Origin of the sequence: Natronococcus sp. JC468 (genome assembly GCF_012163165.1) — an archaeon.
GTDB lineage: Archaea > Halobacteriota > Halobacteria > Halobacteriales > Natrialbaceae > Natronococcus > Natronococcus jeotgali.
In genome coordinates, this window is sequence record NZ_JAAVUO010000033.1 from 12,899 (window position 1) to 33,560 (window position 20,662).

At 67.9% G+C, this 20,662-nt stretch carries 25 protein-coding genes and 1 pseudogene; 16 read left to right on the forward strand and 10 right to left on the reverse strand.

Annotation, left to right across the window (positions count from 1 at the left end):
• Window positions 1-89: 89 nt before the first annotated feature.
• Complete coding sequence (locus GWG54_RS15920; RefSeq protein ID WP_167938706.1) at window positions 90-953, reverse strand: UbiA family prenyltransferase; 864 nt, start codon at window positions 951-953, stop codon at window positions 90-92.
• Between the two features lie 219 nt (window positions 954-1,172).
• Window positions 1,173-1,295: a hypothetical protein gene (locus tag GWG54_RS21200; protein ID WP_005558169.1), complete on the reverse strand. Its 123-nt coding sequence runs from the start codon at window positions 1,293-1,295 to the stop codon at window positions 1,173-1,175.
• A gap of 161 nt (window positions 1,296-1,456) precedes the next feature.
• Here GWG54_RS21200 and sucC point away from each other — a divergent pair, with 161 nt between their 5' ends.
• The 7 genes from sucC (at window position 1,457) to bioD (ending at window position 8,431) form a co-directional block, all read left to right on the forward strand.
• A complete protein-coding gene (gene sucC, locus GWG54_RS15925; RefSeq protein ID WP_167938707.1) occupies window positions 1,457-2,608 on the forward strand; it encodes an ADP-forming succinate--CoA ligase subunit beta in 1,152 nt (383 codons plus the stop codon).
• On the forward strand, window positions 2,605-3,477 hold the full coding sequence (gene sucD, locus GWG54_RS15930) for a succinate--CoA ligase subunit alpha (RefSeq protein WP_167938708.1): 873 nt from the start codon (window positions 2,605-2,607) through the stop codon (window positions 3,475-3,477). The genes sucC and sucD overlap by 4 nt, the downstream gene beginning before the upstream one ends.
• 429 nt (window positions 3,478-3,906) lie before the next feature.
• Window positions 3,907-4,062: a hypothetical protein gene (locus GWG54_RS15935; RefSeq protein ID WP_008424668.1), complete on the forward strand. Its 156-nt coding sequence runs from the start codon at window positions 3,907-3,909 to the stop codon at window positions 4,060-4,062.
• A gap of 184 nt (window positions 4,063-4,246) precedes the next feature.
• Window positions 4,247-5,368 carry a biotin synthase BioB gene (gene bioB / locus GWG54_RS15940; RefSeq protein ID WP_167938709.1) on the forward strand — a complete coding sequence of 374 codons (1,122 nt, stop codon included), beginning with the start codon at window positions 4,247-4,249 and terminating at the stop codon, window positions 5,366-5,368.
• A gap of 28 nt (window positions 5,369-5,396) precedes the next feature.
• Window positions 5,397-6,452, forward strand: coding sequence for a transcriptional regulator (locus GWG54_RS15945; protein ID WP_167938710.1), 1,056 nt, complete (start codon window positions 5,397-5,399; stop codon window positions 6,450-6,452).
• Between the two features lie 96 nt (window positions 6,453-6,548).
• Window positions 6,549-7,757: an 8-amino-7-oxononanoate synthase gene (locus GWG54_RS15950; RefSeq protein WP_167938711.1), complete on the forward strand. Its 1,209-nt coding sequence runs from the start codon at window positions 6,549-6,551 to the stop codon at window positions 7,755-7,757.
• Window positions 7,754-8,431 (forward strand): dethiobiotin synthase, encoded by a 678-nt coding sequence (bioD, locus tag GWG54_RS15955; RefSeq protein ID WP_167938712.1) that lies wholly within the window; start codon window positions 7,754-7,756, stop codon window positions 8,429-8,431. Before GWG54_RS15950 ends, bioD begins: the two co-directional genes overlap by 4 nt.
• 7 nt (window positions 8,432-8,438) lie before the next feature.
• On the opposite strand, the gene GWG54_RS15960 is transcribed toward bioD, so the two are convergent.
• The 6 genes from GWG54_RS15960 to GWG54_RS15985 form a co-directional block, all read right to left on the reverse strand.
• Window positions 8,439-8,609, reverse strand: coding sequence for a hypothetical protein (locus tag GWG54_RS15960; protein WP_167938713.1), 171 nt, complete (start codon window positions 8,607-8,609; stop codon window positions 8,439-8,441).
• A 97-nt stretch (window positions 8,610-8,706) separates the two neighbouring features.
• The gene (locus GWG54_RS15965; RefSeq protein ID WP_167938714.1) at window positions 8,707-10,167 is read right to left on the reverse strand and encodes a replication factor C large subunit; all 1,461 of its coding nucleotides are present in this window, start codon (window positions 10,165-10,167) and stop codon (window positions 8,707-8,709) included.
• A 42-nt stretch (window positions 10,168-10,209) separates the two neighbouring features.
• Window positions 10,210-10,584, reverse strand: coding sequence for a PIN domain-containing protein (locus GWG54_RS15970; protein WP_167938715.1), 375 nt, complete (start codon window positions 10,582-10,584; stop codon window positions 10,210-10,212).
• Window positions 10,585-10,815, reverse strand: coding sequence for an AbrB/MazE/SpoVT family DNA-binding domain-containing protein (locus GWG54_RS15975; RefSeq protein WP_167938716.1), 231 nt, complete (start codon window positions 10,813-10,815; stop codon window positions 10,585-10,587).
• 339 nt (window positions 10,816-11,154) lie between these two features.
• Window positions 11,155-11,607: a HalOD1 output domain-containing protein gene (locus tag GWG54_RS20685; RefSeq protein WP_209438485.1), complete on the reverse strand. Its 453-nt coding sequence runs from the start codon at window positions 11,605-11,607 to the stop codon at window positions 11,155-11,157.
• A 75-nt stretch (window positions 11,608-11,682) separates the two neighbouring features.
• Window positions 11,683-12,333, reverse strand: coding sequence for a helix-turn-helix domain-containing protein (locus GWG54_RS15985; RefSeq protein ID WP_167938717.1), 651 nt, complete (start codon window positions 12,331-12,333; stop codon window positions 11,683-11,685).
• 110 nt (window positions 12,334-12,443) lie between these two features.
• On the opposite strand from GWG54_RS15985, the gene GWG54_RS15990 reads away from it, so the two are divergent.
• The 3 genes from GWG54_RS15990 (at window position 12,444) to GWG54_RS16000 (ending at window position 14,164) form a co-directional block, all read left to right on the forward strand.
• Complete coding sequence (locus tag GWG54_RS15990) at window positions 12,444-13,199, forward strand: molybdopterin-binding protein (RefSeq protein WP_167938718.1); 756 nt, start codon at window positions 12,444-12,446, stop codon at window positions 13,197-13,199.
• A 63-nt stretch (window positions 13,200-13,262) separates the two neighbouring features.
• Window positions 13,263-13,973, forward strand: coding sequence for a helix-turn-helix domain-containing protein (locus GWG54_RS15995; RefSeq protein ID WP_167938719.1), 711 nt, complete (start codon window positions 13,263-13,265; stop codon window positions 13,971-13,973).
• 2 nt (window positions 13,974-13,975) lie between these two features.
• Complete coding sequence (locus tag GWG54_RS16000; RefSeq protein WP_167938720.1) at window positions 13,976-14,164, forward strand: hypothetical protein; 189 nt, start codon at window positions 13,976-13,978, stop codon at window positions 14,162-14,164.
• On the opposite strand, the gene gcvH is transcribed toward GWG54_RS16000, so the two are convergent.
• Both gcvH and gcvT read right to left on the reverse strand, forming a co-directional pair.
• The gene (gene gcvH / locus GWG54_RS16005; RefSeq protein WP_008424654.1) at window positions 14,161-14,544 is read right to left on the reverse strand and encodes a glycine cleavage system protein GcvH; all 384 of its coding nucleotides are present in this window, start codon (window positions 14,542-14,544) and stop codon (window positions 14,161-14,163) included. The two genes, GWG54_RS16000 and gcvH, sit on opposite strands and share 4 nt — an antisense overlap.
• A 2-nt stretch (window positions 14,545-14,546) precedes the next feature.
• Entirely contained in the window at window positions 14,547-15,644 is a 1,098-nt protein-coding gene (gene gcvT / locus GWG54_RS16010; RefSeq protein ID WP_167938721.1) for a glycine cleavage system aminomethyltransferase GcvT, read from the reverse strand.
• Between the two features lie 183 nt (window positions 15,645-15,827).
• On the opposite strand from gcvT, the gene GWG54_RS16015 reads away from it, so the two are divergent.
• The 6 genes and pseudogenes from GWG54_RS16015 to GWG54_RS16040 form a co-directional block, all read left to right on the forward strand.
• Window positions 15,828-16,283, forward strand: a complete 456-nt coding sequence (locus GWG54_RS16015) for an NYN domain-containing protein (RefSeq protein ID WP_167938726.1) — start codon at window positions 15,828-15,830, stop codon at window positions 16,281-16,283.
• 80 nt (window positions 16,284-16,363) lie between these two features.
• Window positions 16,364-17,215 carry a TatD family hydrolase gene (locus tag GWG54_RS16020; protein ID WP_167938722.1) on the forward strand — a complete coding sequence of 284 codons (852 nt, stop codon included), beginning with the start codon at window positions 16,364-16,366 and terminating at the stop codon, window positions 17,213-17,215.
• A 75-nt stretch (window positions 17,216-17,290) separates the two neighbouring features.
• Window positions 17,291-17,872: a DUF2150 family protein gene (locus GWG54_RS16025; RefSeq protein WP_167938723.1), complete on the forward strand. Its 582-nt coding sequence runs from the start codon at window positions 17,291-17,293 to the stop codon at window positions 17,870-17,872.
• 178 nt (window positions 17,873-18,050) lie between these two features.
• Window positions 18,051-19,388 (forward strand): hydroxymethylglutaryl-CoA synthase, encoded by a 1,338-nt coding sequence (hmgB, locus tag GWG54_RS16030; protein ID WP_167938724.1) that lies wholly within the window; start codon window positions 18,051-18,053, stop codon window positions 19,386-19,388.
• Window positions 19,389-19,554: 166 nt separating this feature from the next.
• A complete protein-coding gene (locus tag GWG54_RS16035; RefSeq protein ID WP_167938725.1) occupies window positions 19,555-20,364 on the forward strand; it encodes a sulfite exporter TauE/SafE family protein in 810 nt (269 codons plus the stop codon).
• A 7-nt stretch (window positions 20,365-20,371) separates the two neighbouring features.
• A pseudogene (locus GWG54_RS16040) lies at window positions 20,372-20,662 on the forward strand (cation-transporting P-type ATPase); the annotation flags it as partial.

Genomic DNA, 20,662 nt, shown 5'->3' on the forward strand with positions numbered 1-20,662 from the left:
ACGACACCCCGGATCGACGGTTTGTTATGCGCCCCGTAGGCCCCCGCCCGCGATCCGTAGTCCGGCCGTACCCCGAACCCGTTCGCGGACTACCAGACGGTCCACTCGAGGACGACGACGAGCGCGGCCAGGAAGACGTGCTCGCCGTCGACGATCCCGCCGTAGAACAGCGGGCCGCGATCGCGGCTCGCGAACGGGATGTAGCAGCCGACGTAGCCGTGGAAGGCGAGCAAGACGAGGTATCGGGCGTCGAGGACGCCGACCGCGACGACGGCGACGACGAGCGCGGCCACGAGGGCGTTGGCCGCCTGGGCAGCGAGGCGCGTCCGTCGGGGGCCGACGGCCGTCGGGAGCGTGTCGATCCCCTGCTCGCGGTCGCCCTCGATGTCCTTGATATCGAAGACCGCCGCGGCGACCGTGATCATCGCCCCGACGTGGACTGCCAGAAAGAGTACCTCGAGGGCGAACAGCCGTTCGTAGTAGACGCCGACGCCCAGGGGGATCACCGCCCAGGCGAAGCCCACGAAGAGGTTCTTCACGAGAAAGACCCGCTTGATCCCCAGGGTGTACGACACGGTGACGACCGCGGGCAACAGCAGGTAGCCGGCGCCCGGCAGCTCGAGGACGACCGCGACGGCGATGGCCCCGAGGTAGAGGCCGACCCCCAGGGTCAACCAGAACAGGCCGTACCGCTCGACGAACGCCGCCCGTCGAGGGACGTTCTCGCGGTCCTCCTCGAGGTCGGTGAAGCGATTGACCGTGTAGACGAACATCGCCGCGGCGAAGACGATAAAGAAGGGCAGCGGCTCCAGCGAAAGCCCCGCGAGGACGGTCGTGGTGACGACCACGCTCGCGGCCGACAGCGAGATGAAGAGGTTGCTGTGGACGAGAAACCGGAGCCAGCCGAGCAGCCACGCCGGGAGGCGATCCCGGGTCCCGGTCGTCGTCGACACTACGACACCGCCTCCGACCGGGACCGGTACTCGAGGCGAGTCGGGGACTGTTCGCGCGCGTCCGGTGGATCGTCGCGTGGAGTACCGGGGGACACCGCTTGTCAGGGGTTTGGTCCCGACGGAGTCAAGCGCTTCGGTGCGTCAGGTGGCGACGCGACTCGACGGACAGTGAGCGTCTCGACAGAAGTACGGGCGTGCGGCTACGAAGGGCGTCGGCGACTACTGGTACTGGGACTCGCGACGGGCCTGGTACATCAGCTCCCACACCGCGTCCTCGATCGACTCGGGGTTCTCTTCCTCGAGCTTCTTGTACAGGGACTCGGAGACGTTTACTTCGGGCATCACCTGTGCATACCGTAGCCCGCCTAATAAAACTACCCTAATACGGAACTGAGTTAATTTCCCTCGAGCGGCCGGAAACGCCCGAGCGACGGCAATCGCTGCCGCAAGTCGGACCGAAACTGGCAGGATTTAAGCAAGGCCGGGACGGCCGTTCGAATGGTATGAAACTACATGAGTACCAGGCGAAGCAGGTCTTCGCCGACGCCGGGATTCCGACGCCGGAGTCACAGCTCGCTTCGGACGTCGACGGCGTACTGACCGCAGCCGAGGAGATCGGGTATCCGGTCGCGGTCAAGGCGCAGGTACAGGTCGGCGGCCGGGGGAAAGCCGGCGGGATCGAACTCGTCGAGAACGACGAGGAGGCCCGCGAGGCGGCCGAGTCGATCATCGGGATGGACCTCAAGGGGTACCACGTCGATCAGGTCCTCGTCGAGGAAGCGGTCGACTTCACCGACGAGCTCTACGTCGGGATCACGATGGACCGCGGCGAGGGCAAACCCGTCGCGATGGTCTCGACGAAAGGCGGGGTCAACATCGAGGAGGTCGCCGAGGAGGACCCCGAGGCGATCGCCCGCGAACACATCGACCCCTCCTTCGGGATGCATCCCTACCAGGCCCGCAAGGCCGTCTACGACGCCGGCGTCGACAAGGCCGTCGCCCGCGACGTCTCGAGCGTGCTGACGACGCTCTATCAGCTCTGGGACGACCGGGACGGCTCCGACGCCGAGATCAACCCGCTGATGGTCACGAGCGACGACGAGGTCATCGCGGCCGACGCGGTGATGAACATCGACGAGGACGCGCTGTTCCGCCAGCCCGAACTCGCCGAGATGGAAGCCGAGGCCGCGAGCGGCGGCGACGAACTCGAGCAGAAGGCCGACGAGTACGACTTCGACTACGTCCGGCTAGAGGGCAACACGGGAATTATCGGCAACGGTGCCGGCCTCGTGATGACCACGCTCGACCTGGTCGACCACTACGGCGGCGAGCCCGCGAACTTCCTGGACGTCGGCGGCGGCGCGAAGGCCGACCGCATCGCGAACGCCCTCGACATGGTGTTCTCGGACGACAATGTCGATTCGGTCGTCTTCAACATCTTCGGCGGGATCACCCGCGGCGACGAGGTCGCCAAGGGGATCAACGAGGCCTTAGAGCAGTTCGACGAGATTCCCAAGCCCGTGGTCGTTCGACTCGCGGGGACGAACTGGGAGGAAGGCATGGAGATTCTCAACGAGGACCTCGTGACGGTCGAACAGACCCTCGAGGACGCGGTCCAGCGTGCCGTCGAGTACGCTGAGGAGGGACAAGCATGAGTGTACTAGTCGACGACGACACGCGCGTCGTGGTACAGGGCATCACCGGCGGGGAGGGCAAGTTCCACGCCGAACAGATGATGGAGTACGGCACCAACGTCGTCGCCGGCGCGGTCCCCGGCAAGGGCGGCCAGGAGGCCGCCGGCGTCCCGGTGTACGACACGGTCCACGAGGCCGTCGAGGAGGAAGACGCCGACACCTCGGTCATCTTCGTCCCGCCGGCCTTTGCCGGCGACGCGATCTTCGAGTCCCTCGACAGCGGCCTCGACCTCGCGGTCGCGATCACCGAGGGCATCCCGACCCAGGACATGGCCCGGGTCAACAAGCGACTGACCGAGACCGACACCCGTCTCATCGGTCCGAACTGTCCCGGTCTCATCACACCCGGCGAGGCCAAACTCGGCATCCTCCCGGGGAACATCTTCTCGGAGGGTAACGTCGGGCTGGTCTCCCGTTCCGGGACGCTGACCTACCAGGTCGTCGACAACCTCACGAACCGCGGGCTCGGCCAGAGCACCGCCATCGGCATCGGCGGCGACCCGATCATCGGCACCGACTTCGTCGACGCCCTCGAGCTGTTCGAGGACGACCCCGAAACCGACGCCATCGTCATGTGCGGCGAGATCGGCGGCGAGGACGAGGAGGAGGCCGCGGCGTTCATCGACGACTACGTCGATACTCCGGTTGCGGGCTTCATCGCCGGCCGTACGGCCCCGCCGGGCAAACGCATGGGCCACGCGGGCGCCATCGTCTCCGGCTCCGGTACCGGCACCGCCGAGAGCAAGATCTCGGCGCTGAACGACGCGGGCGTCCCCGTCGGCGACACCCCCGAGGAGGTCGCCGACCACATCGAGGAGTTCCTCTCCTAACTCCTCGAGTCGTCCCGAGCACCCGCGACCCAACGAGCCACCCGACGAACGGACGACGAGGGGTTCGGGGTCGGTGCGAGCGTTCCTTCTTTCGTTTCTCGCGACGATAGCAGTCGAATCAGCGCCGAGTTTGCACGAAGTTGGACGCCCGGATGGCAACAAGGCTTATTACAGTACGGATTCACGTCGCTACTACGGTGGTGATGACAACGAATACCACGACAACTACGCGCACTGAATACAGCGATATCCTCACAGTGGGTTCCTGAGACTCACACTGCGTCGAGCCGCGGTTTCATCGCTCGCGAGTCGACGTTCCTTTTGCCGCACGTAGTTCTCTCGAACGGCCGCACGACCGAGAGTCGGCCGTCCGTCGAGCGCCGCCGAATCGGCCGTACGCTCATCCGGCCGGAGGCCGTCCGTTCGCGTATGTCGGTCGACCTCGAGTGCGAGAACTGCGGGCACCGCCACACGATCCCGGACCGACCCGACGATCCCGACGGCGGCGGAACGGTCTGTCCGGCCTGCGGCGCGAAGCCGTTCGTCGTCCGACGGGGCGACCTCGGCTGGCATCCCGACCCCTGAACGGTTGCACGTGGATCATCGAACGGGTCGGATCCGACCCCCGTTAGCCGCACTGCACGGCGAACGGGGGAGACACTGACCACCCGTTCGCGTCCGAGACCGACGAACCCGATACCGGTTTTGGGGATCACGGTTCGTGAAGTACTCCCCAACCGTTATATACTCGTCAACCACCTCTACGAATGTGGTTTACGAGACAGGTAATCCGACGGTCGACGACGCCCTCGAACGAGTGTGGGCCAGCGAACGGCTCGATCGCACCGACGGCCTCGCGTTGCTCGCCCAGCCGGTCGAACCGCTCGCCGAAGCCGGCGCGGCCGTTCGCGACCGATTCGGCGACGGTACGGTCGACGCGTGTTCGATCGTCAACGCGAAGGCCGGCAACTGCGCCGAGGACTGTGGCTTCTGCGCCCAGTCGGTTCACTTCGACACCGGGATCGACACCTACGATTTCCTCGGTCCCGAGAAGATCCTCGAGGCCGCCAAGCGGGCCGAACGCGACGGCGCCCAGCGGTTCGGAATCGTCGTCGCCGAGAAGGGCGTCTCGAGAGAGCACCGCCCCGAAGAGTGGGCCGAGGTCCTCGAGTCGATCCGGCTCGTCCGCGACGAGTGCGACCTCGAGATCGACGCCTCGCTCGGCATCCTCACCGAACGGGAGGCCGCGATCCTCGCCGAGGAGGGGATCAACCACTACAACCACAACATCGAGACCTCGCCGCGGTACTTCCCCGAGATCGTCGACACGCACAGCTTCGAGGACAGGGTCGAGACCCTCGAGATCGCCAAAGCGGCCGGGATGGACCTCTGTGCGGGCGTCATCCTCGGGATGGGCGAGAGCCCGACCGACCGGGTCGAGGCCGCCGTCGCCCTGCAGGAGATCGGGATCTCCTCGTTGCCCGTCAACGTGCTCAACCCGGTCGAGGGAACTCCCCTCGCCGAGCGGGACGTCGAGATCACGACCGCGGAGATCGTCAAGACCGTGGCGGTGTACAGGCTGCTCCACCCCGACGCGCGGGTGCGCCTGACCGGGGGTCGCGAGGTCAACCTCGCACCCGAGGAACAGCACCTGCCCCTCGAGGCGGGCGCCGACGGCCTGCTGACGGGCGACTACCTCACCACGGCGGGCCAGTCCCCCGACGAGGATCTCGAGATCGTCGAACGGGCGGGTCTCGAGCCCAACCGCGAGGTCAACGAGTTCGACCCCGAGGCGGTCAAGGCCCGTCACGAGGGGTCGACGGACTCGACGAGAGGCGAGGGCGCGGGCGACTCGAGCCCGAGCGCGGGCGCGGAACCGAGCGACGACTGACGACCAGCGAACCGACGAGAACACACTCATGGAGGAAACGACGTTTGCGGTACTCGGAACCGGCGGTATCGGACGACGAATGCTCGAAGTGAGCCGACACAAGGAGGGGCTCACGCCCGTCGCGGCCTGCGATCGCCACGGCACCACGATCGATTTCGACGGCCTCGACGTCGACGAACTGCTGGCGGCGACGGAGGGAAACATCGACAGTGAGGTCGCGACGGACGGCGGCGCCGCGACCGCCGACGGCGAGGGCGTCAAACAGCACGGCGAGGACAGGGGAGTCGTCGCCTCCGAGCAGGCCCGCCCCAGCGACGACCCGATCCAGGACGTCATCGATCACGGCGAGGGGATCGACGCGGTCCTGCTGGCGCTGCCGAACTACGAACACGACTTCATCCCCCGCGTCGCGGATCGGTTCCTCGAGGGCGGCTACGCCGGCGTGATGGTCGACGTCCTGAAGCGCTCGCGCGTGATCGGCATGCTCGACGACCGCGAGGGGGCGTTCGAGGAGGCGGGGATCACCTTCGTCTGTGGCGCCGGCGCGACGCCGGGGCTGCTGACGGGCGCGGCCGCGCTCGCGGCCCAGTCGTTCGTCGAGATCGAATCGGTGGAGATCCGGTGGGGCGTCGGCCTCGAGTCGGGGTACGAGGACAACCGCGGCACCGTCCGCGAGGACATCGCCCACCTGCCCGACTACGACATCGAGACCGCGCGCGAGCTCTCCGCGGACGAGATCGAGGCGATCGTCGACGACCACGACGGCGTCATCGAGTTCGAGGACATGGAACACGCCGACGACGTGTTGCTCGAGCGCGCGGGCGTCTGTGACGCCGAGGACGTCACGGTCGGCGGCCTCCTCGACGTCCGCAGCGACGAGAAGCCGACGACGACGACCGTCACCGTGACGGGGACGACCTTCGACGGCGAGCAGGGGACGAATACGTTCCAGCTCGACGACGCGACGAGCATGGCGGCGAACGTTAACGGCCCCGCGCTCGGGTACCTGCGAGCCGGCGTCCGCCGCAACCGCGCCGGCGAGTACGGAGTCGTCGGTCCGGCGGAGCTGATGCCGCGGTTCTGAGGGCGCCTCGAGGCGTCTCCCGAGCGTCGATCGCGTCTCGGTCGCCTCGGCGCGAACCGTGACAGTCAAACCACCCGAATGACTCCCTTTACTCGAATGGAAGACCGCGGGTTCGACCTCGAGGGTCGGCTCGACGCCCTCGTCGAGAACGACCTGAAACGATCGCTCGCGCCCGCCGATCGGGTCGCGGAGCGGGGGTACTTCGCGGCGCCGTCGGGGGGCGAGCTCCCGGTGCTCGACGCCGAGGAGGCGCTCGTGTTCGCGTCGAACAACTATCTCGGGCTCACCGCCGACCAGCGGGTGCAGGACGCGGCCCGCCAGGCCGGCGCGACCGTCGGAACAGGCGCCGGAGCGAGCCGTCTGGTCACCGGCGACACGCTGGTCCACCGGGATCTCGAGCGCCTGCTCGCCGAGACCAAGGGGACCGACCGCGCGCTCGCCTTTTCCTCGGGCTACGCCGCCAACGTGGGGACGATCACGGCCCTCGAGCCGGACGTGATCTTCTCCGACGAGCGCAACCACGCAAGCATCGTCGACGGCTGTCGGCTCTCGGGCGCCGAGACGGTCGTCTACGACCACTGTGACGCTGCGAGCCTTCGGGCCGCGCTGGCGAAGCGAGCCGAACGCGCGGGTTCCGAGGCCGAATCGTGGCTGATCGTCACCGATACTGTCTTCAGCATGGACGGCACCGTCGCCCCGCTGGGCTCGATCTGTGAGGTCGCCGAGGAGTTCGGGGCCTGGGTGATGGTCGACGAGGCCCACGCGACGGGGCTGTACGCCGACGGCGGCGGGATCGTCCAGGCGGAGGGGCTCGAGGATCGGGTCCACGTCCAGCTGGGCACGCTCTCGAAGGCGCTGGCGAGCCAGGGCGGGTACGTCGCGGGCAGCGACGCGCTCGTCGAACTGCTGGTCAACGAGGCCCGGCCGTTCGTCTTCTCGACGGGACTTACCCCGATGGCGGCCGCGGCCGCCAGCGAGGCCTTACACCTCGCCCGCCACGGCGACGCCCGCGAACGGCTCTGGGAGAACGTCGCCCACCTCCGGGACGGGTTCGAGTCGATGGGGTTCGAGGTGCCCGGCGAGTCCCAGATCCTGCCGATCGTGGTCGGCGACCGCGATGACGCGCTGGCGCTCGAGGCCGGGATCCGTGACCGGAACGTGATCGCGCCGGCGATCCGGCCGCCGACGGTTCCCGAGGGGACCTGCCGAATCCGGGTCGCGCCGACCGCGGCCCACGATCGGGACGACGTCGTCACCTGCCTCGAGGCGTTCCAGGCGGCCGGGACGGAGGTCGGACTCCTGTGACGACGATCGCCGTCGTCGGCACCGACACCGGGGTCGGCAAGACCGTCGTCACGGCCGCGATCACGGACTGGTTTCGAGAGCGGGGGACCGACGCCCGCGCGATCAAGCCCGCACAGACGGGCCACCCGCCGGACGACGACGCCGCGTTCGTCGCCGACACCTGCGGGACCGACGACGCGGCGACCTGCCTGCGTTACCTCGAGGAGCCCCTGGCCCCCCGGGTCGCAGGCGAACGGGCCGACGAGCCCCTCGAGTACGAGGCCTTGCTCGAGGACTGTCGACGCGAGCGCGAGCGGGCGCCCGTCTCGGTTCTCGAGGGGATCGGCGGCGTCCGCGTGCCGCTGGCCGGCGACCGCGAGGTGCTCGACCTGGTCGCCGACCTCGCCCCGGTCGCGGTCGTCGTCGCGCGCTCGGACCTGGGCACGCTGAACCACACGGCTCTCACCGTCGCCGCCCTCGAGCAACGCGGGGTCGACGTCCTCGGAATCGTCTGCAACGAGTACGAGGGAGCGTCCGTCGCCGAGCGAACGAACCCCGCCGAACTCGAGCGCCTGACCGGACGGCCCGTCGAGACGGTGCCCTCGCTCTCGGCTTCGAATCCGGGGGCGCTCGCGACCGGCGTTCGCGAGGCGCTCTCGCCGGCGTTCTACGCTCGACTCGCGGACCGCGAATAAAAGGGTGTTACAGCGGCGGAGCTCGCCGCTCGCCCTCGAGTACTGGTTCGTCGCTTCCCGTCGACTCGACGAGGTGGGAAACGATCTCGGACTTGCGATGTTTGACCTCGAGGTGCACCCGGAGCTCCCGTCGCCGCTCGTAGTCGTTCGAACAAAGCGGGCAGTCGTACTCGGTCATCGGTCTCCACTCACCGGGAGTGAGTGTCCACACCGACCGTGGTAATAGTGTCGATCAGTCTATAACTAGACATGTCTGCGAGGAGATCGGATCACGGCTACATGAAATCCGAGAGTCCGGACTGGTCGTCGTCGGGTTCGTCGTCGGTCCCGTCCGGGTCGGCGTCCGCCGACTCCGAGTCGGCGGCGACGGCCTCGAGCGACTGCTGGCCGTCTCCGTCCCCACCGTCCTCGTCGTCGGTCGACTCGCCCCCGAAGAACGCGGAGCCGGAGTGTTCGACCGTCCGCTCCTCGCGCCGTTCGGCGGCGTCCGCGACGATCGATTCGACCTTGTTGGTGGTCTTCCCGCTGCCGGTAACGAACGAGACCTCGCCCTCGTCGAGTTCGTACGTGGCGGCCATCCGCACCGTCAGCTCGCGGTTCTTGCAGTGGTGGGTCATCGCCGAGAGGAAGGGCAGGATCTCCCGGCGCGCGGTGGCGACGCTCGTCCCCTCGCGCTCGGCGATGCGTTCGGCGATGGCGTCGCGGGTGTTTCTGGTTCCCTTGGTGCGACCGAGCTTCGACCAGTAGCTCGGCGGTCCGTAGCGGGTCCAGCCGCCTTTCGGTTCGCGGCGGGAGGCGGCGACCCCCGCGGTCATGTTGTCGGTCGCGTACCGCCAGAACGAGTAGTCCTGCGTGGCCCGCACCCGGCCGAGCCAGCGGTCGGCGTTCGCGAGGAAGCCGTAGGCGTCGGCCAGCTCCTCGCCGCGGTAGTCCTTCGGGACGTTGTCCTCGATCCAGTTCAGCAGGTCGTCGGGGGTCTCGTCGACGTCGTAGGAGGCGTACAGCGCCCCCTGGGCGTCCTCCTCCTTGATCAGCGCGTCCAGGAAATCGAAGATCCCCTCGGTGGTGTCGCGTTCGCCCGTGACGACATCCTCGACGGTCAGCCGTTCGGCCTCCTCGGCGACGGCCTGGAGATCGTTGACCGCCGAGCGGAGGTCCCCGCTCGTGTCCTCGGCGATCTTCTCCAAGGCCTCCTCCTCGAACTCGACGCCTTCGCGCCGACAGATGTCTCGCAGGACGGGGACGATCGATCGCTTGGAGACGTCCCGGAACTCGATCGTCTCGCAGGCGTCCCGCAGCGACTGGCTCATGTCGTAGAACTCGTTTGCCACGAGGACGATCGGCTGGTTCGCGCTCTTGACGACGCGGGTCACCTCCCGGGAGCCGCCGTAGTCGGCGTTGCCGTGGAAGTTGTCCGCTTCGTCGAGGATTACGAGCCGCCGTCCCGACCCGCCCGCGGTGAGGGTCCCGCTCTTTGCGGCCTCGCCCGCGATCCGTTCGATCACGTCCGCGCCGCGGCTGTCGCTGGCGTTGAGCTCCATTACGGGCCAGCCCATGTCGCTGGCCAGCGCGTGTGCCGCCGAGGTCTTCCCGACGCCGGGGCTGCCGTGGACGATCACCGCCTTCCGGTGGTCGTCCCAGCTCTCGGCCCACTCCTTCAGCTGGTCCCGGGCCTTGTTGTTGCCGCGTACCTCCGACAGCGTCGTCGGGCGGTACGTCTCCGTCCAGTCGCTCATTGGGACGTGGTTGGGGTGAGCCGCGTTTAGTGGTTGCGGACGCTACTCTTCGATGGCCGTCTTCAGGTCGAGACGGGACGTAACGTCCGCATATGTATCGTCGCTCGAGACGATAGTATCGCCGTTCGATTCGACGAGGTGAAGTGCATCAAACGGCGTGAAATCGTGGTCTTCCACGTACGTCGCTGCCGTAACGACCGTCTCCACATCACCGCGTACCTCGAGGAGGTTGGCGGCGTTCGAAACGACGCGTTCGGTATCACGCTCCTCCCGGTAAGCGACCATCAGCAGTTCGATGAGCGTGAACTGTGACGTCCACAACTCGTCACGGTGCTCCCGGTACACCGACTCGGCGGCCTCGCCGAGCCAGTCTTCATCCTTGATGAGCGCGAGGAGGAAGTCCGTTTCGGCGTACATCTACCGTCCGGCCTCGTCGAGCGCTGCTTCACGCGCTTCGTCACGAAGTTCGTCAGCCGACTTCTCGACGTCCGCGAACTCGTCCCTGAGTGCGTCGAGCGGGTCGTCGGCGACGGGAACCAGTTTGACTCCGTCGGGAAGTTGAACGACGTGATATCGGTCCCCGTATCGCTCTCGGACTTCCTTCGGAAGTGTGAGACGACCGCGGTCGTCAAGCGCTACGTCTGACATACCTCGGTGTACGGTGGGCAAGAGCAAAAACGTTCCCCGATATATGGATGATACCCATTCTGTGTTCACTTGTCGGAGTGTGTTTCTGCGTTCATGAGCGACCAACGACGCATATTCGACGTTCTCAGTACATCGAATCTCCATCGCATTTTCCCGACTTCTCGGTCCAGTCGCTCATCGACGCGTGGTTGGTGCGAGCCGCGTTCAGGGATGCGGAGCGTCACTCCGCGTCGGCTTCGGATCGATGTGTGCCACCCTCGCACGCGCGGCCGATCCGCCAGTCCCTCGGCCGGACCGTCGCTTCAGTCCCGCGTGGTCCCCCAAGCCAGGGGAACCGAGCTACCCGTCGGCGGACCCGATCCGCCGAATCGGCGAGTGGTCAGTCTCGACGAAGTGCTCGATCGCCCGACGACTCGCATCCTCCGGTTCGGAGTCGTCGGCGGCGGCGTTCCACCCACAGGCCCCACAGTGCAGGCGGAACCCGGAATCCGACAGTTCCTGTGTCTCGACCTGTGGGACGGCCGAGTCGGATCTCGCACGAGGACCCTCCCCGTCGTCGATCCGGACGCGTTCGGTTCCGTCGACCGTCACCTCGTAGCCGGCGTACTCGAAGCGGACGCGGCCGGATCGATCTCCACGGAATAGCTCGTTCAGCGCCTGTGGATCGATCGCTTCGTACAGCGGCGGCAGCGTCGTCGGCTCCGCGTCGGTTCGCTCGGCGAGTTCGGTCACGATCACGTGGCCGAGGTCGGGTGCCTCCCCGACGAGGACCTCACAAGGGGTCGTACTCATTAGCGGACCTAGCAACTTGGAAAGGAAGTCTCTCCGGCTTGCCCTGGAACCTTTTTAAGACCCCTCGGACGGCCGTCAGTCGGCGGTCGTCGGCTGTAACGTCGCCTCGATGAGAGTCTCCGTCGCTCGACGGAGCACTTCCGACAGGTTCTGGTGGGACATGTCGAGTTCCGCAGCCAGCTCGCGCGTCGAAATATCGCGGGGGACGCTGTAGTAGCCGCGCTCCCGGGCGGCACAAAGGGCCTCCCGCTGGGTCGGAGTGAGACTGCCGACCGAGTGGCGCGGTTCGTCCGGCTGGACGAGTTCTAGCAGACGAAACGAATGGCCCTCCTCGGCCAGCACGTCGCGGAACGCGTCGAACTGGTCGCGGGACACGAACCGAAACCGGACCTGCCAACCGTCCGACGTCGCCTTCGCGCTCAGAATTGATCCCTCGTGGTCGACGTACGCGTTAATCCGCTTCTCGACGTCGTCGCTCCAGTCGATCTGGTAGTACTTCTCGCCGTCGAACGTCGCGGTTTCGACGATAGCGTCGACAGAGGAGTCGTTCGCGAGCGTCCCGTCGAGTGCCTCGAAGTCGGCGTTGGCCGCCCAGAGACAGGGCATCGTCCACTCGATGTCGTGAGCGGCGATGCGTTCTGCTTCGATCTCGAGCGAGGGGTGATGTTCGAACGTCTCCGCGAGAGCGAGGGCGTCGAGCTCCAGTCGGAACGTCGCGATCAGCATCGGTGATCGATAGCGGCTCCGGTACCAAAACCGCACGCCCGGAATCGGCGCAGCGTCGAAGCGGAGCCGGCCGGCAGAGCCGCTAACTGCCTCGAGCCCGAACCCGACCCATGAACGTCGCGATCCTCACCGTGGGAGACGAGCTGCTCGCCGGCGAGACGACGAACACCAACGCTGCGTGGCTGGCCGAGCAGCTCACCGACCGGGGGGCGACCGTCGAGCGCATCCTGACGATCCCCGACGACCGCGGGCTCATCGCCGACACCGTCGCCGACTGGAGCGATCGCTTCGACGCCGTCCTCGTCACCGGCGGGCTCGGCGGCACCCCCGACGACGTCACCCTCGAGGCCGTCGCCGAGGGACTCGACCGGGGGCTGGTCGTCCGCGAGGAGATCCGCGAGCGCCTGACCGAGAAGGCCCGGCGGTTCCGCGAGGAGAACCCCGACCTCGTCGCGGAGTACGACCTCGAGCTCGACCTCGAGGCCGCGGCCTCGCTGCCGGCGGGGGCGCGACCGATCGTCGTCGAGGAGGCCTGGGCGCCGGGCTGTGTCGTCGGGAACGTCTCGGTCTTCGCGGGGATCCCCGAGGAGATGCGGGCGATGTTCCGCGAGGTCGCCGACGAGTTCGTCGGCGAGGTCGACTCCCGGACGCTGTATACGCCCGCGCCCGAGGGGTCGCTGACGGCCGTCCTCGAGGGCGCGACCGACGAGTTCGACGTCGCCGTCGGGAGCTACCCCCGCGGAGAGGACCGCCCCGGGCGAATCCGGCTCACCGGCGGGGATCCCGACGCGCTCGAGGCCGCCGCGAGCTGGATCGACGAGCGCATCGAGACGGTCGAAGCGCCCTCGACGGAGTCGACCGATTGAGACGGCGCGGGGCTCGAACGTCGACTCCGGTAGCTACTTGGGTCGACCGATCCACCCTCGCGTATGGGCGGTCGTGGACCCAAGCAGGAACTCGCCGAGAAGATCGCCGGAGAGATCACGCTGAGCGACGATCCGGGGGCGACGTTGCGCAAGTGGCGGACCGACTTCGGCGTCTCCCAGACCGACCTCGCCGAGGAGCTCGAGGTCTCCTCCTCGGTAATTTCGGACTACGAGAGCGGACGCCGGGAGAGCCCCGGAATCGGCGTCGTCGGCCGCCTCGTCGGGGGGCTGCTCGCGATCGACGAGCGACACGGGGGCGACCGGATCCGACAGTACGGCCGCGTCCTCTCGGCGGGCTTCGAGAGCGACGTCGTCTACGACCTGCGGGAGTACGCGACCTCGAAACCGCTCGCACAGCTGTACGACGAGATCGGCGCGACCCAGGTCGCCGCCGGCGACACCGATCGGGTCAGCGGCCACACCGTCATCGACAGCATCGGGGCGATCACGAGCCTCTCGAGCGAGGAGTTCTTCCGGCTGTACGGCCAGAGCACCAACCGGGCGCTGATCTTTACGGGCGTCACGCGGGGCGAGTCACCGCTCGTCGCCCTGCGCGTCGTCAATCCGACGCCGAACGCCGTCGTCCTCCACGGGATCGAGGAGGACGGGCTCTGGGACCACGCCGCCGACCTCGCCCGCATCGACGGCTACTCGCTCGCTGTGACGAACGAACCGCTCGAGGAGCTGCTCGAGCACCTCGTCACGCTCGAGTAGGGATGGCGGACGCGCGGACTCGTCGGAAGGATCGGTTGACGGCGGCGCTGATCGCCGTCTCGCTCGTGGCGCTCGCGGTCGTTTCTCTCCTCGGTTCGCCGACGCTGTGGGTGGCGTGGGCGGTACTGACCGTCGTCGCCTCGGGAGCGGCGATGGTGCGTTTCAACCGGGACCGCGAGAACGCCGATTAGGCGATCTGGTCCTCGTACTCGTCGGCCGACAGCAGCTCCTCGAGTTCGGTCTCGTCGGCGCCCTCGATCTCGAGCATCCAGCCCTCGCCGAACGGGTCGTCGTTGACCAGCTCGGGGGAGTCGAACAGCGCCTCGTTGACCGCCAGCACCTCGCCGCCGACGGGAGCGTACAGGTCGGAGACGGCCTTGATCGACTCGACGACGCCGAACTCCTCGTCCTGAGCGACGGAGTCGCCCTCGTCGGGGAGTTCGACGAAGACAACGTCGCCGAGTTCGTCCTGCGCGAAGTCGGTGATGCCGACGCGGATCCCGTCGTCGGTCGGGAGCGCCCATTCGTGCGATTCGCGATACCGTCGGTCGTCCGGAACGTTGAAGCTCATGGTTATACTGTATCGATAAACGGCGTGGTCTCGACTCTTGCTTTCTTCGACTGGCCGCGAACGACTACCCGCAGCGTCGTTCCCGGCTCCGCGTACTCGACCGGAACGTAGCCGAGTCCGATCGGCTGCTCGAGGGTCGGGCTCATCGTCCCGCTCGTGACGGTGCCGATCACTCGATCCTCGGTGTTCGTGACGTCGTAGCCGTGGCGCGGAACGCCGCGGTCGATCAGCCGGAAGCCGACGAGTCGTTCCTCGACTCCGTCTTCGTTCGCCGCGGCCAGGGCGTCCCGGCCGACGAACTCGGTGTCGAGCGCGACTGCGAACCCGATGCCCGCCTCGTAGGGGTTCCGGGGGTTCGACTCGAGGTCGAACTCCTGGCCGGCGAGCAGGAGGCCGGCCTCGATCCGGAGCGTGTCGCGGGCGCCCAGGCCGCAGGGCTGACACTCGAGTCGGGACCAGACCGTCTCGGCCTCGGCCCACGGGACGACGAGTTCGAACCCGTCCTCGCCGGTGTAGCCGGTGCGGGCGGTCCAGCACTCGACGCCGTCGACCGTGGCGTACGTCGCCTCGAACCGCCCGAGGTCGGTCGGCGAGCCCTCGGCGACGTCCGCGAGCAGGGCCGCGGCGTCGGGCCCCTGCAGCGCGAACATCGCGTACTCGTCGGTCCGGTTGTCGACGGTCGCCTCGAGGTCGAGGTCGTTGCGGTAGCCGATCCAGCGCTCGTGGGTCGCCTCGTCGGTGCCCGCGTTTGGGATGAAGAGGTAGGTCGGCTCTCCCCCCTCGTCGGGCAGGCGGTAGACGACCGTGTCGTCGACGATCGCGCCCTCCTCGTCGGTGATCGCGGCGTACTGGGCGTCGCCGACCGCGAGGCGACTCACGTCGTTGGTCGTGAGCCACTGCATCAGCGTCGCGGCGTCGGGACCGGTGACGTGGATCTGACCCATGTGGGAGACGTCGAAGACGCCGGCCGCCTCGCGGACGGCTCGGTGTTCCGTCTGGATCGAGTCGAACTCCACGGGCATGTCCCAGCCACCGAACTCCGTAAACTTCGCACCACGCTCGGCGTGGATCCCACGTAACGGCGGCGTCTGAAGCGGCATAGTCGGCTCCACACTCCGGGGGTAGTAATGTCTTTTCGTCGGCCGATCGTCCCGGGCGAAACGGCGGCGACCGTCTCCGCTCCGGGGTTCCGACGCGTCCGCCGCGAGGACCCCGCCGGAGGCGGACGGCTCCGCGTCGACCCGTTTCGTCACACCTTTTTCCCGGATACGCGAATCGAGAGTATGTTCGACCGCCTGCGAGCCCGGTTTACGGCCGGATCTGACGGACCGACGGTCGGCCTCTTCGTCGACGGGCCGAACGTCCTTCGCGACGAGTTCGACGTGGACCTGGACGACCTCCGGACCGCCGCCGCGGACCTCGGCAGGGTCGGGGTTATCCGGCTGTACCTCGACGAGCACGCCACGCCCGGCCTCATTCAGGCCGCGGAGGCCCGCGGCTTCGAGGTGATCGTCACCAGCGGCGACGTCGACGTCAAACTCGCCGTCGACGCCACCGCGCTGGCCGGCGAGGGCGCGATCGATCGGCTGGCGATCGCCTCTCGAGACACCGACTTCAAGCCCGTCCTCGAGCACGCGGGCCGAACCGGCGTCGAGACGATCGCCATCGCTCCGGGAAGCTACGGCCGTTCGGACGCGCTGCGAAACGCCGCCGACGAGGCGATGACCCTCGAGGAGTAACGGCCCTCGGCAGCGCGGGCCGGCCGCCTCGCGCGGTCCGAGTCGGTGACTTTTCACTCGTCCCGCGCCCACCGTCGGGTATGATCGACGACGATCGGCCGGTGCTGGACGACCACCTCCACCTCGATCCGGACAACAACCGCGGGATCGACGCCGTGCGCGATTTCGTCCGCGTTGGCGGCACCCACATGCTCGTGGTGAACAAACCCTCCTGGCACCTCGGCGTCGAGGCCGACGCGGGCGAGGACTTCCGTCCCGTCTTCGAGCGCACCCTCGAGATCGTCGAGGCGGCCTCGGCCGAACTGCCGGGTCGAGCCTGGCCCGTCCTCGGGGTTCACCCGGGACTGATCTCGCGGCTCGTCGACGAGCGCGGGTACGCTCCCGCGGAGGCCCGCAAGATCATGCGGGGCGGGATCGACGTCGCCGTGGAGTACGTCGAGTCCGGCGACGCGCTGGCGCTGAAGTCGGGCCGTCCGCACTACGAGGTCGACGACGACGTCTGGGCGGCCTCGAACGCCGTGATGCGCCGGGCCTTCGAGCGCGGCGCCGAGCTCGACTGCGCCGTCCAGCTCCACGCCGAATCCAGCGAGGATCTGACCGAGGTCGCCGAGTGGGCCGAGGACGCTGGCCTCCCCGCCCACAGGGTGGTCAAACACTACGCGAGCGGGCGCCTGAAGGGCCCGGTTCCGAGCGTCATCTGCGACAAGGACGAACTCGAGCGGGCGGCCGAGCGCGGCGAACCGTTCCTGATGGAGACCGACTACATCGACGATCCCAACCGCCCCGGCGCCGTACTGGGGCCGAAGACGGTCCCCCGTCGGGTCGCCTGGCTGCTCGAGGACGGGTACGACGAGGCCGTCCGGAACGCCCACGTCGAGACCCCCGAGCGCGTCTACGGCATCGACACCGAATCGACGCTCGAGACCGTCTGAGACGGGCGTCTGTGGACAGTCGTCACGGAATACAGGTAGAGAAAGGCATTTCAAGCGGCCGGTGTAGGTGTCTGTATGAGCAATCCCCCCACCGAGTACTACTCGGCGGAACGCTGGCAGAACTGGATCGATCGCATCAAAGACGAGGAGATCGATCCGGAGGACGAGGACTCGGCACGGCTGCTGCTCAATCTGCAGGACGACACCGCGATCGCGATCGCGAAGATCGTCTCGGACTACGACGACGGCGAGCTCGAGCAGGAGGACGCCCTCTCCGAGATCGAGGACGTCCGAAAGGTCGTCCTCGGCGAGGTCGACATCGAGGACGAGGAGAAGCTGATCCTCGTCGACGGCGTCCAGACGAGTCTGGTCTGTGTCTTTTTCGCCGCCGAGGAGTATGTCGCCAGCGGCCCCGCCGAAGAGGGGACCGTCGCCGACTACCTCGACGCGGCCGCGAACGCCGAGGCCGAGGAGGACCTCGACGCGGCGCTGGGGTACGCCGCCCGGGCCGGCACGCTGGTCATCGACGACGAGGAACTCGACATGAGCGTCGCCGAGGAGCTCGAGTACGGGCTGGTCACCGAGTGGATCAACGGGCTGGACAGCCTCCAGAGCGCGATGAGCGACCCCGAGGTCGTCGAGGAAGACGAGGACTGATTCTCGCCGCGGGTTCGGTTCGACAGCCGACGAGCGATTCGTCCCGCCCGTCCGTCGTTCGAGCCGACCGGACCGTCGGTCGCCGCCCCCGGAGCGACTCGTATCGTCGACGCCGGGTTCGACGTTCGTCGAAGTGGGGAACGACAATATCATATAGATCGGACAATATTCGCGTACCATGACCACAGTCGGTATCGACGCCGTCGAGATCTGGACCGGGAACCTCAAGCTCGACCTCCCCGGCACCTTCGCCCCCCAGAAGGGCGAGGATCCGGAGAAGTACACGAAGGGACTGGGGCTCAACGCCAGTTCGTTCCCCGACAGCTACGAGGACATCGTCACGATGGCGGCCAACGCTGCCCACCGGCTGATGGAGCGCAAGGACCTCGAGCCCGACGATATCGGTCGCATCGACGTCGCGACCGAGAGCGCCTTCGACAACTCGAAACCGGTCTCGACGTACGTCGCCGGCTGCCTCGAGCAGGTCTACGGCGAGGACTTCCACCACGCCAACAAGGGCGAGCGGAAGTTCGCCTGCATCGCCGGCACGCAGAGCCTCGACGACGCCTACAACTGGATCCGCGCGGGTCGCAACCGCGGTCGCGGCGCGCTCGTGATCGCGACCGACACGGCCCTCTACGCCCGCGGCGACGCCGGGGAGGCGACCCAGGGCGCGGGAGCCGTCGCGATGTACATCGCCGAGGACCCCGACCTGGTCGAGCTCTCGCCCGAGCAGGGGTACGGATCGGCCGACGAGACGGACTTCCTCAAGCCCAACCAGCAGTTCCCCTCCGTCGACGGGAAGCGGTCGGTGCAGGTCTACCTCGCCCGGATGCGCGAGGCCTTACAGGACTTCGAGAGCGTCGCGGGCGATGTCCACCCCGACGACGTCGCCTTCATCCCGTTCCACACCCCGTTCCCGGGGATGGTCCGCAAGGCGGGCCTGCTGGGCTACCGCTACGTCACGCGGGATACGGCCATCGAGGAGGAGCTCGCCGAAGAGATCGGCCGCCAGCCCCGTCCCGAGGCGTTCGACACCGAGGACGACTACCACGACGCCGTCCGCGAGTACACGGACGCCCTCAAGGAGACCGACCGCTACCAGGAGTGGTACGCCGAGACGATCGACCCGACGCTGACGATCTCCCGGGAGGTCGGCAACTGGTACACCGGCTCGGTCCACATCGCGCGCATCAGCGCGCTGAAACACGCCCTCGAGAACGGCCGCGACATGACCGACGAGACGCTGCTGGTCGGCTCCTACGGCAGCGGCGCCCAGGCAGAGATCCACGCCGAGACGGTTCAGGACGGCTGGGCCGAGGAGCTCGAGGCGCTGAACGTCGACGAGCAGCTCGCGGCCCGGTACGACATGAGCTGGGCGGACTACGAGGAGGTCCACGACGCCCACAACCACGAGATGGACGTCGACGTCGAGGAGTTCACCACACCCGAGGAGGAGTTCGTCTTCGACGGCTGGGGACGCATGGGCGAGCGCAAGTACCGGTACGTCGAGTGACGGGTTCGGCGTAGTTTTCGGGAGCGAGGACGACGGCCGAACGAGTGCGGGTCGGGGACGGCTCGGCCGCGGCTCCGGGGTTCGGTCGATCCGCGAGGCGAAACCGATTACCTTCTCGAGCGGATAGCTCGGGCAACGAGTCGCGGACGCTCCGAGTTGATCACCCATGGACCCGCTTACCCTCCTCGGCGTCGACGTCGCCCTCTTTCTGGTTATCGGCCTGCTGGCCGGCGCTCACTGTATCGGGATGTGCGGCCCGCTGGTGACCGTCTACGCGGGGCGGATGGACGGCGGCGAGGAGCGCGAGCGGCGCGGCTCCCACCTGACGACCCGCGAGGTGCGCCAGCACGCGCTGTTCAACCTCGGGCGGACCGCGAGCTACACCCTGCTCGGCGCCGTCTTCGGCGCGCTCGGCGGGCTCCTGTTCGTGACGACCGAATCGCTGACGCCGATCGTCGAACCGATCCGCGGCGGGGTCGGCCTGATCGTCGGCGGGTTCGTCATCGCGACCGGGATCTACTACCTGCTCGGCCGGACGACGGGCGGGATTCACCTCCCCGGCCTCGAGCGCCTCACTGGCTGGCTGATGACCCACGTCGACAGGTTGGCCAACGGGCCCGGTATCGTCGGGTTGGGCGCGCTCCACGGGCTGTTGCCCTGTCCGATCCTCTACCCGGCCTTCCTCTACGCGTTCGCGACGGGCTCGGCGGCGGGCGGCGCGCTCGCGCTGGCCGCGCTGGGACTCGGCACCGTCCCCGCGGTGTTTCTCTACGGCACTGTCGTCGAGTCGATCGACGTGGTCCACCGCCAGCGGGTCCACCGACTGCTCGGCGTCGCGTTCGTCGTGCTGGGCTACGTCCTCCTGGCGCACGGGCTGATGAGCATCGGCGTCCACGTCCCCCACCCCCAGCTGCCGTTCTACGACGGGATCGACGCGGCGAGCGCCGGCGCGGGTGCGGGCGCGCACGACCACTGATCAGATCATGACCGACCGAACCGGCTGTACGCTCTGTGAGCTTCCCATCGAGGGAAGCGACGTCACCGACGACGAGGGGAACCGCTTTTGCTGCGTCGGCTGTCGGGACGTCTTCGACGCACTTGGCGACGTCGACGACGTCGCCCCCCAGGACGTCCGCCGGCAGCGAGCCGACGACGAGGAGCGGAAGGTCCCCGACGACCACGAGGCGACCTACCTCGAGGTCGACGGGGTGCACTGTGCGGCCTGCGGGGCCTTCATCGGGTCCGGCGCGGGGGGGGGCGGGGGCGGGACGCGC